This is a genomic window from Agrobacterium sp. T29 (genome assembly GCF_006970545.1).
Lineage (GTDB): Bacteria > Pseudomonadota > Alphaproteobacteria > Rhizobiales > Rhizobiaceae > Agrobacterium > Agrobacterium leguminum.
The window spans coordinates 1,343,484-1,358,257 of the sequence record NZ_CP040641.1 but is presented as its reverse complement, the minus strand read 5'-3'; the positions used below and the strand labels follow the sequence as shown (position 1 = coordinate 1,358,257).

14 protein-coding genes and 1 tRNA gene are annotated in these 14,774 nt (G+C 59.8%); 7 read left to right on the top strand and 8 right to left on the bottom strand.

What is annotated here, in order from left to right; all coding sequences use genetic code 11:
* Window positions 1-53 precede the first annotated feature (53 nt).
* The 4 genes from FGF54_RS21265 to FGF54_RS21245 all read right to left on the bottom strand — a co-directional run bounded on the left by FGF54_RS21265 (window position 54) and on the right by FGF54_RS21245 (window position 4,878).
* A complete protein-coding gene (locus FGF54_RS21265) occupies window positions 54-1,658 on the bottom strand; it encodes an ABC transporter substrate-binding protein (protein ID WP_137453361.1) in 1,605 nt (534 codons plus the stop codon).
* 119 nt (window positions 1,659-1,777) lie between these two features.
* Window positions 1,778-2,965 carry a Xaa-Pro peptidase family protein gene (locus FGF54_RS21260; protein WP_142781026.1) on the bottom strand — a complete coding sequence of 396 codons (1,188 nt, stop codon included), beginning with the start codon at window positions 2,963-2,965 and terminating at the stop codon, window positions 1,778-1,780.
* A gap of 552 nt (window positions 2,966-3,517) precedes the next feature.
* Complete coding sequence (locus FGF54_RS21250) at window positions 3,518-4,267, bottom strand: SDR family oxidoreductase (protein WP_003522480.1); 750 nt, start codon at window positions 4,265-4,267, stop codon at window positions 3,518-3,520.
* Window positions 4,264-4,878: a nucleoside 2-deoxyribosyltransferase gene (locus FGF54_RS21245; RefSeq protein WP_168208208.1), complete on the bottom strand. Its 615-nt coding sequence runs from the start codon at window positions 4,876-4,878 to the stop codon at window positions 4,264-4,266. The genes FGF54_RS21250 and FGF54_RS21245 overlap by 4 nt, the downstream gene beginning before the upstream one ends.
* Window positions 4,879-5,054: 176 nt before the next feature.
* Here FGF54_RS21245 and FGF54_RS21240 point away from each other — a divergent pair, with 176 nt between their 5' ends.
* The 4 genes from FGF54_RS21240 (at window position 5,055) to FGF54_RS21225 (ending at window position 9,153) form a co-directional block, all read left to right on the top strand.
* Window positions 5,055-5,681 carry a ribonuclease D gene (locus FGF54_RS21240; RefSeq protein WP_142781025.1) on the top strand — a complete coding sequence of 209 codons (627 nt, stop codon included), beginning with the start codon at window positions 5,055-5,057 and terminating at the stop codon, window positions 5,679-5,681.
* Between the two features lie 83 nt (window positions 5,682-5,764).
* Window positions 5,765-6,994, top strand: a complete 1,230-nt coding sequence (locus FGF54_RS21235) for a hypothetical protein (protein ID WP_142781024.1) — start codon at window positions 5,765-5,767, stop codon at window positions 6,992-6,994.
* A 48-nt stretch (window positions 6,995-7,042) separates the two neighbouring features.
* On the top strand, window positions 7,043-7,351 hold the full coding sequence (locus FGF54_RS21230; RefSeq protein ID WP_142781023.1) for a hypothetical protein: 309 nt from the start codon (window positions 7,043-7,045) through the stop codon (window positions 7,349-7,351).
* Between the two features lie 254 nt (window positions 7,352-7,605).
* The gene (locus FGF54_RS21225) at window positions 7,606-9,153 is read left to right on the top strand and encodes a hypothetical protein (protein ID WP_142781022.1); all 1,548 of its coding nucleotides are present in this window, start codon (window positions 7,606-7,608) and stop codon (window positions 9,151-9,153) included.
* 95 nt (window positions 9,154-9,248) lie between these two features.
* On the opposite strand, the gene rpsA is transcribed toward FGF54_RS21225, so the two are convergent.
* A complete protein-coding gene (gene rpsA, locus FGF54_RS21220) occupies window positions 9,249-10,949 on the bottom strand; it encodes a 30S ribosomal protein S1 (protein WP_004437832.1) in 1,701 nt (566 codons plus the stop codon).
* A gap of 170 nt (window positions 10,950-11,119) precedes the next feature.
* Complete coding sequence (cmk, locus tag FGF54_RS21215) at window positions 11,120-11,779, bottom strand: (d)CMP kinase (protein WP_168208207.1); 660 nt, start codon at window positions 11,777-11,779, stop codon at window positions 11,120-11,122.
* Between the two features lie 199 nt (window positions 11,780-11,978).
* On the opposite strand from cmk, the gene FGF54_RS21210 reads away from it, so the two are divergent.
* Together FGF54_RS21210 and FGF54_RS21205 are read left to right on the top strand one after the other, a co-directional pair.
* Window positions 11,979-12,365, top strand: a complete 387-nt coding sequence (locus FGF54_RS21210; RefSeq protein ID WP_003522472.1) for a TIGR02300 family protein — start codon at window positions 11,979-11,981, stop codon at window positions 12,363-12,365.
* Between the two features lie 152 nt (window positions 12,366-12,517).
* Window positions 12,518-12,593, top strand: a tRNA-Ala gene (locus FGF54_RS21205).
* Between the two features lie 76 nt (window positions 12,594-12,669).
* Here the strand turns inward: FGF54_RS21205 and FGF54_RS21200 are convergent.
* A complete protein-coding gene (locus tag FGF54_RS21200; protein WP_142781020.1) occupies window positions 12,670-13,170 on the bottom strand; it encodes a thermonuclease family protein in 501 nt (166 codons plus the stop codon).
* A gap of 73 nt (window positions 13,171-13,243) precedes the next feature.
* Window positions 13,244-13,618, bottom strand: a complete 375-nt coding sequence (locus FGF54_RS21195; protein ID WP_035239294.1) for a PAS domain-containing protein — start codon at window positions 13,616-13,618, stop codon at window positions 13,244-13,246.
* Between the two features lie 206 nt (window positions 13,619-13,824).
* On the opposite strand from FGF54_RS21195, the gene FGF54_RS21190 reads away from it, so the two are divergent.
* On the top strand, window positions 13,825-14,727 hold the full coding sequence (locus FGF54_RS21190; RefSeq protein WP_137005294.1) for a hypothetical protein: 903 nt from the start codon (window positions 13,825-13,827) through the stop codon (window positions 14,725-14,727).
* The last annotated feature ends 47 nt before the right edge of the window (window positions 14,728-14,774 follow it).

Here is a 14,774-nt window from a genome sequence, read left to right as displayed (position 1 = left end):
CCTGAAAAGACGCGCGGAAGAACAGGGTTCTTCCGCGCGTCCGTTGTTTGGGATTATTCCGCGATGTCGACGTTTTCGAAGGTGAAGTCGCCAAGCGGGCTCATGGTGAAGCCGGAAACCTTGGCGGACATCGGAACGAACTGCGTGGAATGCGCAAGCGTCGCCCACGGAGCCTGTTCCTTGAAGATAACCTGCGCCTGCTCGTAAAGCTTGGTGCGCTCGGCAACGTCAGTCGCCTGCTTCGCCTTGGAAATCAGCTCGGAGAACTCCTTGTTGCACCACTGCGCACGGTTCGTGCCGCCTTCGCCCGCCGAAGCGCAGGAAAGCAGAACGCCCATGAAGTTGTCCGGGTCACCGTTGTCACCGGTCCAGCCGAGGATGACGGCGCCGTCGCGGTTCACTTCGGTCGACTTCTTGAGGTATTCACCCCATTCATAGGAGACGATCTCGGCCTTGACGCCAACCTTGGCGAAATCCGCCTGGATGAGTTCAGCGGTGCGGCGTGCGTTCGGCATGTAAGGACGCTGAACCGGCATCGCCCAGATCTTCATCGACAGATCCTTGACGCCAGCGGCTTCGAGAGCCTTCTTGGCCGCTTCCGGATCGTAAGCATCGTCCTTGATGCTGTCGTTATAGGACCACATGGTCGGCGGGATCGGGTTCTTGGCAACCTGACCGGCGCCCTGGAACACAGCGTCAATGATCGCCTGCTTGTTCATCGCCATGTTCAGCGCCTTGCGGACTTCCGGCTTGTCGAAAGGTGCAACGGTGGTGTTGTAGGCGAAGTAGGCAACGTTCAGACCCGACTGTTCATCGAGCTTGAGGTTGGAATCGGCGCGGATGGCGGCAAGGTCAGCCGGAGCCGGATAAGGCATCAGGTGGCATTCGCCGGCCTTCAGCTTCTGCAGACGAACGGCGGCGTCCGGCGTGATCGCGAAGATCAGGTCGTCGATCTTCGGTGCTTCGCCCCAGTAGTCGGCGTTCTTCTGGTAGCGGATGACCGCGTCCTTCTGATAGGCGACGAACTTGAACGGGCCCGTGCCGATCGGCAGGTTGTTGAAGTCTTCCTTGGTGCCGGCCTTTTCCAGCGTATCGGCATATTCCTTCGATACGATGGAGGCGAAAGGCATGGCGATGTTGGCAAGGAACGGCGCTTCCGGACGCGTCAGCACGAACTTGACGGTGTAATCGTCGACCTTGACGATTTCCTTGATCAGCGACGGCATTTCCATGGAGTTGAAATATTCGTAGGTGATGCCTGCGATATACTGGTTCCACGGGTTCTTCGCATCGCGCTGGCGGTCGTAGCTGAAGATCACGTCATCGGCGTTGAATTCGCGGCTCGGCGTGAACTTGTCGTTGGCGTGCCACTTCACGCCCTTGCGCAGGTGGAAGGTATATTCCAGACCGTCGCTCGAAACTTCCCATTTTTCGGCAAGGCCGGGCTCAACTTCGGTCGTGCCCTTCTTGAACTCGGTCAGGCGGTTGTAGACCGGATGCGCGGAAGCGTCGAAGGTGCCGCCAGCGGTGTAGGGCGACGGATCGAAGCCTTCCGGCGATGCCTCGGAGCAATAAACGAAGGTCTTCGCCATGGCGGGCATGGCGGAAGTGATCGCAATCGCAGAGGCGATAAGCAAACTGCGGGTCAGCGTTTTCATCTGGTGGTCCTTTCCCTCTTTTTCTGAGTTCCTGCGGCCCCGTCCGGGGGCCTACCTCTTCTGGTCAGCAGCGACATGGGAGCCCCGTGTCGCCGTTCGGTCCTTTGCCTCCCGACCAATTACCCGGCGACCGGCTGAAACAACCGGTCGAGGTTCTTCTCCGGTGGGCAGAACCAGCGCGGTCCCGCCTCCGTCATATAGGCTATATCCTCGAGACGGACGCCGCATTCGCCATAAACGCACAGCATCGGCTCGATGGAAAAACACATGCCCGGCTCCAGCGCCGTGGCATTTCCTGCAACGATATAGGGTTCTTCGTGAATATCCAGCCCAAGCCCGTGGCCGGTGCGGTGCGGCAGGCCGGGAAGCTGATAATCCGGGCCGAAACCAGCCGCTTTCAGGCTGTCGCGTGCAGCCCTGTCCACATCCGAGCAGGCAGCGCCGACTTTGGCTGCGGCAAAGGCCGCCGCCTGCGCGTCACGCTCGGCGTTCCAGAGGAAACGCTGCCGTTCCGTCGGCTTGCCGAAGACATAGGTGCGGGTGATATCGGAACGATAGCCATGAAGAACGCCGCCAAGATCGACCAGCACCATATCGCCTTCGCTGAGCGTCTGCGCATGGGGCACGCCATGCGGATAGGCCGTCGCCTCGCCAAACTGCACCGCCACGAAAAGCGGCTTCAGGCCAAGGGCAATATGCGCCGCATTAACGAAATCAGCGACTTCCGTGGTGGAAACGCCGGGACGCAGACCTTCGAACACGGCCTTCTGCACGCCGTAACTCGCGTCCATCGCCGTCTGGATGATGGCGATCTCGGCTGCGGATTTGACCTGCCGCTGGGCGACGATCATCGGCTGGGCGGAAATGATGCGCCCTTCAAGGCGCTGCATGAGGGCCGATGCGAAAACAAAGGGGGTGGCGGGATCGATGGCGACAAGATGACCGGGACAGGTCAAGGCACCGATACGTCTTGCCATCAGGTCGAAGGGACTTTCATCCTCTTCCCAGACGGCAACCTCACCCGCAATGCGGATGAGCGTCTGAAGCTTCGGCTCCTCGAAGGTCGGGCTGACATAGACCGGCACGCCTTCCGCCGGCACCAGGGCGCCGTGAATGCGCTCGGAAAGACCAAGCGACAGGCCGGTATAATAGGTCAGCGACGATGATGCATCGAGCCAGACCGCCTTGATATTTTGCTGGATCATTCGCGCCTGCAGGCCGCGTAGTCGCAACCTGAGCTCGTCTTCAGCGATCGATGAAACCGCGACCGGCTGAAACCGCTTCAGCGCCTCTTGAAAGTCTGCCATTCTCTCCCCGCCGCTTTCGGGCCGCAGACACAGGCGTGCCGACAACCTCCCAAGCGTTCTTTTGCTCATGCTTAAACACAGGGCCGGGGGTAAGCAATGGCCCGGCAGGGCACGCCACCACAAAACTGTGCAAATTTATCTAGACATAACGAAAATGTGATCGACGCACGCCTGATTTCAACGCTCATTGCCTTGACGCAGAAATTCAAAATCCCCCGGAAATCCAAGGGGAGACCGCGGACCGTCTTCAGCACTAAGCCGGTGCGCTGAAAGTCGACAGCCCAAAATATTCAAGGAATAGACGCCCAGAAAAGGAAAAGCCTGCCGCGGGAGGAGGTGCGGCAGGCTTCAAACTTGATCGGTGATTGGGAGGAGGAGTACCACCGATCCACATCGAGCGACGCTGGGAGGAGGAGTGCGTCGCTTCGATGATTTGAATATAGCGGTATCCGTGATTTTTAACAGAGCAAGTCTCGCAATGCAGCATTGCATTTCTGCATAGCTCGAAAATTCCTGCCCGGTTTTTCAGCACTCCCCAAAATCGCGGGAAAATCAGCTTTCCCGATAGACCTGGAAGCCGGCGAACGACTGGTTGACCGGCATGAGTTCGAGGCTGTTGATGTTGATATGCTTGGGCTGCGAGGCGACCCAGTGGATGGTGTTGGCAATATCGTCCGCCGTGATCGGATTGACGCCCTTGTAGAGATTGTCCGAGGCTTCCTGATTGCCGCCGGTGCGCACCAGCGTAAATTCCGTTTCGCACATGCCGGGCTCGATGGATGTCACCCGCACACCCTTGCCATGCAGGTCGGAACGCAGGCCGAGCGAAAACTGCCGCAGGAACGCTTTGGTACCGCCATACACATTGCCGCCCGTATAGGGGTAATGTGCAGCCACAGACGAGAGGTTGACGACAATACCCTTGCGCCCGATCAACGTCGGCAGCAGATGGTGGGTAATGTTCAGGAGACCGGTGATGTTGGTGTCCACCATGGTCTGCCAGTCTTTCAAGGGCACCTGCGGTGCGGGCGCGGTGCCGAGTGCGAGGCCGGCATTGTTGACGAGAACGTCGATATCCCGGAAGCCTTCCGGCAATCCGGACAGCGCCTTGCCTGTCGCCTCCTCGTCGGTGATGTCGAAGGCGAGGCCATGAAAGGCGGAACCGAGCTCGGCTGAAAGCGCCTCCAGCCGTTCCGCCCGCCGGCCCGTGCCGATGACCTTCCAGCCCTCCTTGACGAAGCGCCGCGCCGTGGCCTGTCCGAAGCCGGATGTCGCGCCGGTGATGAGGATGGTTCCGCTCATGATGATGCCTCCACTCTATTGGTTTTTTCAGGGTCAATCGGTGTCAGTAATTTTTCGGCCGCCGCCGCGAGACAGCGCCTGTAGGCCTCGAGATCCGTATACAAAGCCTCTTCGGGAGCATCGCCAACGATGATGACGCCGCCGCGCCGCAAAATCCCGCCATGCAGCATGAGATTGTCGACCATGTCGAAATTCTCGATCGACAGCCCGTCCGGCCCGCGATAACGGCCCGTTTCATCCAGGGTGGCGACGCCGCCATAATGCGCCTTGGTGCGGGTGAAGTGATTGGCCGCGACATTGGTATAGGCGAAAACCGGCTTGCCCAGCGCGCACATGAAGCCCAGCTCATAGCTGGTTCCCGTATCGGCGGCAATGCCGCGAAACGGCGTGAGATTGGCAATCACCGCATCCGCTTCCAGCATCATCCGCTCATCGACGGCATTGATGTTGCAGCCGTGACCGACCCTGGTATCCGCCGGCGGAATTTGCAGATCGCCCGGCGAAAGCGGCGTGAAACCGGCTTCCCGCGCCAGCGAGGCCTTGATGTCGAGCATTTCGCGCGCGTTCGGGAGGAATACTTCCGGTCCGGCGAGATAGATTTTCTTTGTCATCGGGAATTCATGCGATTTGTCAGGAAAGGATTTCCCGACCCTAACCCGGGGGCTTTCGCAAAGGCAAGTGCCAAGGGCATGCGGCGTGGCGCACTGTACGAGCCGATAAAACGGTATCGTCCCGCCGCTCTTTCCGTTATAGCCGGAGCAGGAAACTGGAATTTCTGGAGCAGGACATGGCAGCACCCATCCGTTACCACGAAGGCGATATTTCCGCCGGAGATGCCGCGCGTTACACCGGCGCCATCGCAATCGATACGGAAACGCTGGGACTGGTGCCGCGCCGCGACCGCCTCTGTGTCGTTCAGCTTTCGCCGGGCGACGGCACGGCGGACGTCATTCGCATTGCCGCCGGTCAAAAGGAAGCGCCGAACCTCGTCCGGATGCTTGCCGACCCTGCCCGCCAGAAGATTTTTCACTATGGCCGTTTCGATATCGCCGTTCTGTTCCACACCTTCGGCGTGACGACCACACCGGTCTTCTGCACCAAGATCGCCTCGCGACTGACCCGAACCTATACGGACCGGCACGGGCTGAAGGATAACCTCAAGGAAATGCTGGAAGTCGATATTTCCAAGGCCCAGCAATCTTCCGACTGGGCTGCCGAGACCCTGTCGCCGGCGCAGCTCGAATATGCCGCCTCCGACGTGCTGCACCTGCACGCGCTACGCGACAAGCTGACGGGTCGTCTCGTGCGTGACGGCCGCCTCGACCATGCCGACGCCTGTTTCGCCTTTCTGCCGACCCGCGCGAAGCTCGACCTCCTCGGCTGGGAAGAAACCGATATTTTCGCCCATAGCTGAGCGCGCCCGCATCTGGCTTAAGCACTGATTTACCAGAATTGCCTATTCTCGGCCGCAACTTTGGCGGTCGGGGACTTTGAGGGATGATTACTCCGCTACAGCAGACGGCGGGCATTGCAGTCAGCGACCTCATGCGCTCGATGGTCCAAACCATCGAGGAACGCCAGCGCGAAGAGCAGGAAAAGGCCAACGGCACCAAAAAGGACGATGCGGTCAAGACAAACCCGCAGCTGGACGAAAGCCAGCGCGCCGCCAATGAGAAGATAAGCGCCTATCTCTTCGGCGTCATGAAGCCGGATGCCGATGCCTTCGCCTCGCTTGTCTCCCGTTTTTCCTCCGCGCTGGGCATCACACAGGAAAAGGACGAATCGAGCTTTTCCTTCGCACGAAGACTTCAGGATGCGCTGACCCTGACCGACAGCTTCGAAAAAACCGATGCTCAGGGGAAAGCCACGAAGATTTCCCTGAAATCCTTCGGCGTTTCAGAGGCTGAGGTCGTGGACGTGCTGAACAATGGCGTCAACAGCAAGACCGATCCGATGGCCGCCCTTGCCGCCCGCATCGCAAAGGGCGCAGGCCTCAAAGGCACGGAAGAGGATTTCGGCGAGCAGATGTCGAAAGCGATCATGGCGGTGCGCGCGACCCTGCCGAAAAACGTCGACGATCTGGAAGAATCGACCGGCCTCAAACAACTCGGCGTCTCCGCCCGGCAGATGATCTCCGCCATCGCCAACCCCTATGGCGATGAGGCGCGCGCCGTGAAGGAGGCCCTGGACGAACAGGCGCAGGGCACCCGCTTCATGACGCGTGAAACCCTGAAGGTCATTCAGCGTCTCGAAGATGTCGCCGATCCCAAAACCAGGGAAGAGTTGCAGGCCGAACGCGGCAAGGATCGTATCGGCGAAATCAACGATGCCGAGGTGAAGGCCGAGCGGGAACAGGATATCCAGACGCGCGATGCGCAGGGCAAGCTTGAAGACGTGCAGGAGCTTCAGGACGTCGTGAAGGAGCATATCGATGCTTCCGGCGACGAAAAAACGGAAAGCGTCGATCCGCAGGCGCCGGCCGACACATCGTCGGAAACGGCCCTGATCGCCGTGCTTGCGGCTGCGCCGGCTGAGCAAGCCGCCCCAACGGAAAACGAAAATGAGCCTGCGGAGACAGACGCGGGCGCCGATCCGACCGATGCGGAAGACGACGGCGAAAAACTGCGCGATGCGCAGGCGCTTGTCGAAGACACCCGCAACGCCATTTTGCCGATCTCGATCGACGACAATGGCCTTTATGAACTGCTGAAGAAAAAGGCGGCATGATTGCCGCTTCCGATCGTCACTTGAGCGAAACATGATGTGAGTTCAGACATGACCGATATTTCCGGCCTATCCGGCAGCGCCGTTTACGACACAGAACCCAATGCCGCGCAGGCGCTGCTATCCATGGCCGCCCCGTCGCTCGTTCCGGATGATGCGGCCTTCACCGCGCCCGCTGAGGAAGACAGCCTCATCGACCCGGTGAACATTCAACCGGAACGAAATCTTCCCAAGGCAAGCTGGCTCGATGCCATGCCGCCGGAAGCTTTTGAGACGGCGCCCAGCGATCCCGACCATATTTCCTCGGTCAATTCCGACGATAACGGCCTTTACCGCATGTTCATCGGCGTTTCGCCCTGACCGGACGCGCAATTCCTTGGTTAGCCAAATCTTAATATCTGCAAGCCAAGATTGAGCTTGATGATTCTGTATGCGCTGCAACCGGCATTGCGGCCAGAAGCGTATACGGCGCTCCCGCATGAGCGGGCGAGATGACACCTGTCCATCACCGGCGCGGCGATTTTTCAACATTCAAGCCAGATGCGGATCACAGAGCCAATGGGGATTGGCCCTTTCGCAGCCAGCGGCGGTCACCGATAGAAACGGAGCGCAGCATGTTACCGCCTGTACCGAAAATTGCGGCAACCGATGCCGCCTATGGAACCACGGTTTCACTGACACCGCGCGAGCAGGTGAAACAGACTGCACCGCTGCAACCGAACACTCCCGCCCCTGAAAACAGCAGCCTTTTTGCCCGCGCGGCAATCGCCTCCCTCACCAGCGAATTTCAGCTCTCGCGCAGCACCGCCGTTCTCGCGGAAGCGCTCGGCAAGCTGATGAACCTGCCCCGGCGGGATGGCGAAGCCATAGAGACCTACGTGACGCGGCTGACGGAGGCGCTCCGCACCCTGCCCGCGCCACAACGCCTGGCGCTGGAACAGCAGGTCGGCAAGGCCCTGCAGGGCCTGACCCTTTCGATGCTCGCCGAAATCCTGAAACAGCCGACCGGGCCGGATGCTGCCCGCCTCGCGTTGTTGATCGAGCTTTCCCGTTACAAGGGAACGGATCTTGCGGCAAAGGCGGTGGTTTCCTCCTATCAGCAAAACAATTCCTCCAATCCCGCCGCCGCGCAATCGGCCCAGCCGAAACAGCAGAATGCGCAGAGCCAGAATGCGGAAGCTCGCCCGTCTCCGGCCGCGACAGCGCAGACGGCGAATTCCGCCACCGTCAGCCGGCTCCTGCCGCTGCTCATCGGGCCGCTCGCCCTCAGCGGCGCGGCGATGAAAGCAACGGTGGCGGCGCTAACGGCGCAACTGGACCCCCGGCCCACGCTTTCCACCCCACCTTCCGACACACATGATACGCCGACCGTTGCCGCAAAGCCGGATGGAAGAGCCGAAAACACGGCACGTCCGCTTCCGCCACAAATCGGCAGCGTGATGAAGGAAGTGTCGGCCGAGGCCCGCCCGGCAAATCCGCCCCGCACCGAAACCGGCGAAGCCCGCCCTGCCCTTGCGCATCGGGAGACGATGAAGCCGGAGCAGAAAGAAATCCGCACGGGCATTACCCCGCCATCCGGTTTGTTCGCAGACGATGCCGAAACCGTGAACAGCCTGCTGCTTGCCGCCACCGCCGGCAAACTTCCGCTCAAGCCGAACGGCACGCAAGAGCCTCCGCCCGCGCCGCAGGGTGTTGCGCAGCAACCGTCCGACGATCAGCCCGCCGAAAAATCGGCCCTCGCAACAGCCGCCGCCCGCCCCTCGGGTGAGGAAACGGAAACTATGACCCATCGCCCCGAAGCTCAGCCGCTGCCGCGGGGCATGCTGGACCCGGAAGCGAGAATGGCGATGCTGGAGCAATCGGCTTCGCAATCGTTGATCGCCGCGGCTCTGGTAAAAGACGGCACACCGCTGCCGCTCGTCGCCTATCCGCCGGCGGATGAGGACTATGAATCGGAAACGCCGCCGCGCGGAGGCGGCCCATTTTCCGAGGATGAGACGGACGGCGAGGCCGAAGCCGGCGCTGATAATTCCGACGGTCAGGACGAAAAAGAAGAGCGCATCGCCGCCAATGACGGGATCGACACGCAGGAAAGCCCGATGGCGGTGGCTTCCGACGACAGCGCGGAAAATTATTATCTGAAGATGAGCGGCATGCTCTGAGGAACGCGCCGCTGCCCGCTCGCCGGCGCGAGCTGGAAGCAACAAAAAACCCGCCGGAGATTCCGGCGGGTTCTTCATTTCAAAGATCGGAGCGATTATTCGCCGCGGTTCTTCAGAGCCGCGCCGAGGATGTCGCCGAGCGAAGCGCCCGAGTCGGACGAACCGAACTGTGCGACGGCTTCCTTCTCTTCAGCGATTTCCAGAGCCTTGATCGAAAGCATGACCTTGCGGTCCTTCTTCGAGAAGTTGACGACGCGGGCGTCGACAACCTGGCCAACCGAGAAGCGCTCGGGGCGCTGCTCGTCACGGTCACGGGAGAGGTCAGCGCGACGGATGAACGAGGTGAGGTCTTCGTGGTTGACGAGCTTCACTTCGATGCCGCCATCGTTAACCGCGGTGACTTCAGCGGAAACGACTGCGTTCTTGCGCAGGTCGCCGGAAGAAGCGGCTTCGCCGACAGCATCCTTGCCGAGCTGCTTGATGCCGAGCGAGATGCGTTCCTTCTCGACGTCAACGTCGAGAACGACAGCCTTAACGACGTCACCCTTGTTGTACTCTTCGATGACCTGCTCGCCCGGACGGTTCCAGTCGAGGTCCGACAGGTGAACCATGCCGTCGACATCGCCTTCGAGGCCGATGAACAGACCGAATTCGGTCTTGTTCTTGACTTCGCCTTCAACTTCAGTGCCGGCCGGGTGGCTGTAGGCAAATGCCTGCCACGGGTTTTCCAGCGTCTGCTTGAGGCCGAGCGAGATACGGCGCTTGGACGGATCGACTTCGAGAACGACAACGTCGACTTCCTGGCTCGTGGACAGGATCTTGCCGGGGTGTACGTTCTTCTTGGTCCAGGACATTTCGGAAATGTGGATCAGGCCTTCGATGCCCGGCTCCAGCTCAACGAATGCACCGTAGTCGGTGATGTTCGTGACGGTACCGGAGATCTTCTTGCCAACCGGGTACTTGGCGGAGATGCCATCCCACGGATCGGACTCGAGCTGCTTCATGCCGAGCGAGATACGGTGGGTTTCCTGGTTGATGCGGATGATCTGAACCTTGACCTGCTGGCCAATGTTGAGGATTTCCGAAGGATGGTTGACGCGGCGCCATGCCATGTCGGTAACGTGCAGCAGGCCGTCGATGCCGCCGAGGTCAACGAACGCACCGTAATCGGTGATGTTCTTGACGACGCCGTCAACAACCTGGCCTTCTTCGAGGTTCTGAACGATTTCAGAACGCTGCTCGGCACGCGACTCTTCGAGAACCGTACGACGCGAAACAACGATGTTGCCGCGACGCTTGTCCATCTTGAGGATTTCGAAGGGCTGCGGGTTGTGCATCAGCGGGGTAACGTCGCGGATCGGACGGATGTCGACCTGCGAACGCGGAAGGAAGGCAACAGCGCCGTCCAGATCGACGGTGAAACCACCCTTGACCTGGTTGAAGATAACGCCTTCGACGCGCTCGCCAGCTTCGAACTTGGCTTCGAGCTTGACCCAGCTTTCTTCGCGGCGAGCCTTCTCGCGCGACAGAACGGCTTCGCCGAGGGCGTTTTCGATGCGCTCGACGTAAACTTCGACTTCGTCGCCGACCTTCAGCGTGCCGTCCTTGGACTTCGCGCCGAATTCCTTCAACGGTACGCGGCCTTCAACCTTGAGGCCGACGTCGACGATGGCAACGTCCTTCTCGATTGCCGTTACGATACCCTTGGCAACATAGCCTTCGGCAAGATCGTTGGAGGCAAAGGATTCTTCGAGAAGCGCTGCGAAATCTTCGCGCGTGGGGGTAGATACTGACATGAAATCTCCTGATTGCATCCGCGCTATGGCGAATACAAAAGCGCCGGTGGGCTAGTGTTGTTGATACCCGACCCCATGCCCGCCTTTTCAAAAGGCTTTCCGGCGCAAGGACATGTCTTCGGGCAATTCCGGACTAAACGCAGACGGCAGGAAGCCGTTCCGCGAGAAACCTATCTCTCCAGGGCGGCGTCGATGATCGTCCGCGCGGCCTGAAACGCCGCCTCTATACTCATTTCCGACGTATCTAGCAAGTGCGCGTCTTCAGCCGGCTTCAACGGGCTGTCGGCGCGGCCCATGTCGCGCTCGTCGCGTTTTTTCACTTCAGCGAAAATGGCATCATAATCGCCGCTGCCGCCATTGGCCAGAATTTCATCGTAACGGCGTCGCGCCCGCACATCCGCAGAGGCCGTGACGTAAAGCTTCACCGGCGCGTCAGGGCATACCACCGTGCCGATGTCGCGTCCGTCAAGCACCGTGCCCGGCTCCTTTGCGGCAAAACGCTGCTGCGCCTTCACGAGCGCGCGCCTCACCGGCGTCATCACCGCGATTTTGGATGCGGCCTCGCCAATATCGTGCCGGGAAAGAACGGCGCGATCGAGCCCCGCAAGATCGACTTCCAGCGCGATCTTTTCAGCCACGGCCTCATCATCGAGCGGCAGGCCGGCATCCAGAAGCGCCTTGGCGGTCGCCCTGTAGGTCAGCCCGGTATCGAGATGGTGGAAACCATAGGTCTGCGCAATCCTGCGCGACAGGGTTCCTTTGCCCGCCGCAGCCGGCCCGTCTATGGCGATCGTGAAGGTCATGAAGCTTTCCGCCTGTGCATTCGTCATTCATATAATAGAGTGCGCAACACCTTCCTATTTATATCGGCATCCCCGCATAGGGGTTGCGCCGAGGCAGGCGGCACCCGAAGTTTGTCTTTGACACGAAAGAGCGCAACGATTAAGGGGACCGGCTATAAATTTTACCGTCTATGCCGGTTTTACGGCGTACACACCGAAACTCATTCGACAATTTGAGGCTTAGACAGTGGCAAAAGCGGAACTTGGTACCAAGCGCACAGACCCCGATACCGGCAAGAAGTTCTACGATCTGAACCGCGATCCGGTCGTTTCTCCCTATACCGGCAAGTCCTGGCCGCTCTCCTTCTTCGAGGAAAGCACCGCCCAGGCCAAGATGGAGCAGGCTGAAGAAGAGGAAGTGGCGGAAGTCGATACCGAAAACACGGAAGTCGAACTCGTCTCGCTGGAAGATGCCGATGGCGACAACAACGGCGACGATATCCCCGATCTCGGCGACGACGATGACGTCGAAATCGACGATGACGACGACACCTTCCTCGAAACCGACGACGAAGATGACGACGACGACATGTCCGGCATCATCGGCGTATCGGGCGACGACGAAGAAGCTTGATTTTACTTGATAATTCGGCCCGACGACAAAAAAATGACGCCGGGCCGTTTTTTATGCTTGCACTCGTCGGAAAGCCGCAGTAGTAAGCCGCCACCGAACGGAACAACAACCGCTTCGGTTCCCGGAACCGGAAGAAATGCCGGAACCCTTATGGGGCTATAGCTCAGCTGGGAGAGCGCTTGCATGGCATGCAAGAGGTCAGCGGTTCGATCCCGCTTAGCTCCACCAAACCTTCCCAGACAAAAAATATCTTCCCTTCGGCCAGTCGCTCTTGCGCATATCGCTAGTCCTTCGACCCGATCGCCTATTGCATCAGCGCTCGCACATCCTGCCCGTTGATCCGGCACTCCACGGAACTGCCGGCACCACCTTCCTCCACCGTCCGACATTCCAGATATCTGCCGCGCAGCCGGTTCTCCAGCGCCTTGAAGGCGTTGAGGCCGCAGGCGTAACGGCGGCCGTCGGGGCCGGTGCAGACGCGGTTACGCTCGACATCCTCCACGCCGGCGAGGCGGAATTCCTGGCCCTTGAAAGTGAAGCGGCTGCTGGAGATGACGCGCAGGCGCTGGTCCGCATGCATTTTCAGCGGATAAAGATCGGGAGGCGTCGGAATGCGCTCGTAATTTTGGCTACGCGGATCGACCCGCACCGGCGAGGTCGTCCACAGCAGTTCCGTATTGGCCGCAAGGCCTGCTGGCGCCGGGGTTGCCTCGCCATTGACGAGCGAGGCGATGCGGATGCCGGCTATGCCGAGGCCAATGGCCAGGACGATCTGAAACAGCAAAATTGCGATCTGCCGGACCATGTCACCGCAACATCAAAACAATGAACAAATTAAAATCGATCGGCCGCCGCCTCGCGAAGAGGCCCGCCGCTTATCACATCAATAAAATCTTGCCGGCACTGACATCCCGCACCGTGCCCATGGCCATGATCGGAAGCTGGTCGCTGTCCAGGATCACCCGTCCGGTTGTCCGCAACCAGCGGAAGCCGCCAGACTTGAGCTGAATGCGATATTCCTGATCATAGAACACGCCATTTGTCAGCGAATTGTAGACCGCCTTGGCGACGCGTGCGCGCGAGCCGCTTTCTATCTGCGCGATGAAATCCTCGACCGGAATGCCGCAAGCGGCTTTTTCCGGGGAGAATTCGCGCAGGCGGGCCGCCACGGCATCAAGGTAAATCAGGTTTTGCCCGATGTTCCAGGTATAATAACCCACAAGTGTCTCTTCGAGAGATATGTTCTCCAACATCGGCCTTCTACAGTCTGAAATGCTTGTGCGGGTCTGTAACATATCAGACGACGGACGACTAACCACAAGAATTCATCCTTTTGTCTGATGGCGCCCCGTTTTCAGTGAGACTATTTATCGACAGCCCTTTTCTGCCGCCATGTTGGCGAAGCAACCTTCCTGTGCCAAAGAAGATTGATCTTGCGCCAACGACCAGAGGAGCCGCCGTGACCATCGGGCTTGCCCATGCCGAACTCATCGCCGTCGTCACCGCCATCACCACGGATGAGCCGCGGGTCATGACCGTTCGGGAAGGTGCAGCACTTCCGTCGGGACCATTCGAATTCGGGCACAGAACCCTCCAGAGCGGCTTGCGGGAATGGATTCACGAACAGACCCATCACCCCGTCGGTTATCTCGAACAGCTCTATACTTTCGCCGATCGCGACCGCAACAACGACATTTTAGGCGGCAGAACCATCTCCATCGGTTATCTCGGGCTGGTTCGCGAACAGGAAGCCTCCGGCGGCAAACGCCCGCTCTGGCACGGCTGGTACGAATATTTCCCCTGGGAGGATCACCGTCAGGGACGCCCGGAAGTTCTGGACAGCATCATCGACAGGCTGCGCGCCTGGGCGGATTCCGATCCCGCCTGCAAAAGCCAGCGCCATTTGCGGGCCGATTTCACCTTCGGCCTCGATGGCGGCGGCTGGAACGAGGAATTGACCCTGCAGCGTTACGAGTTGCTGTATGAAGCCGGGCTGGTCGAAGAGGCGCAGGGCGAACCGCGGATCAATTTCGGCAGGCCAATGTTTGCCGATCACCGCCGCATCCTTGCCACCGGCATCGCGCGTCTGCGGGCCAAGATCAAATATCGCCCCGTGGTGTTCGAACTGATGGCCGACGCCTTCACGCTCCTGCAGCTACAGCGCGCCATCGAGGCGCTGGCCGGGCTGACGCTGCACAAGCAGAACTTCCGCCGGCTTATCGAACAGCAGCAGCTGGTGGAAGAGACCGGCGAGATGGCGACCGAAACCGGCGGACGCCCGGCAAAGCTCTTCCGCTTCCGCCAGACCGTTCTCGATGAACGCGCCCTTTCCGGAACGAAACTGCCCCTCTCCCGCAATTGACATATGCTCACGATGAGAATATGTCTTTGCCCTAGATATACTCAAAA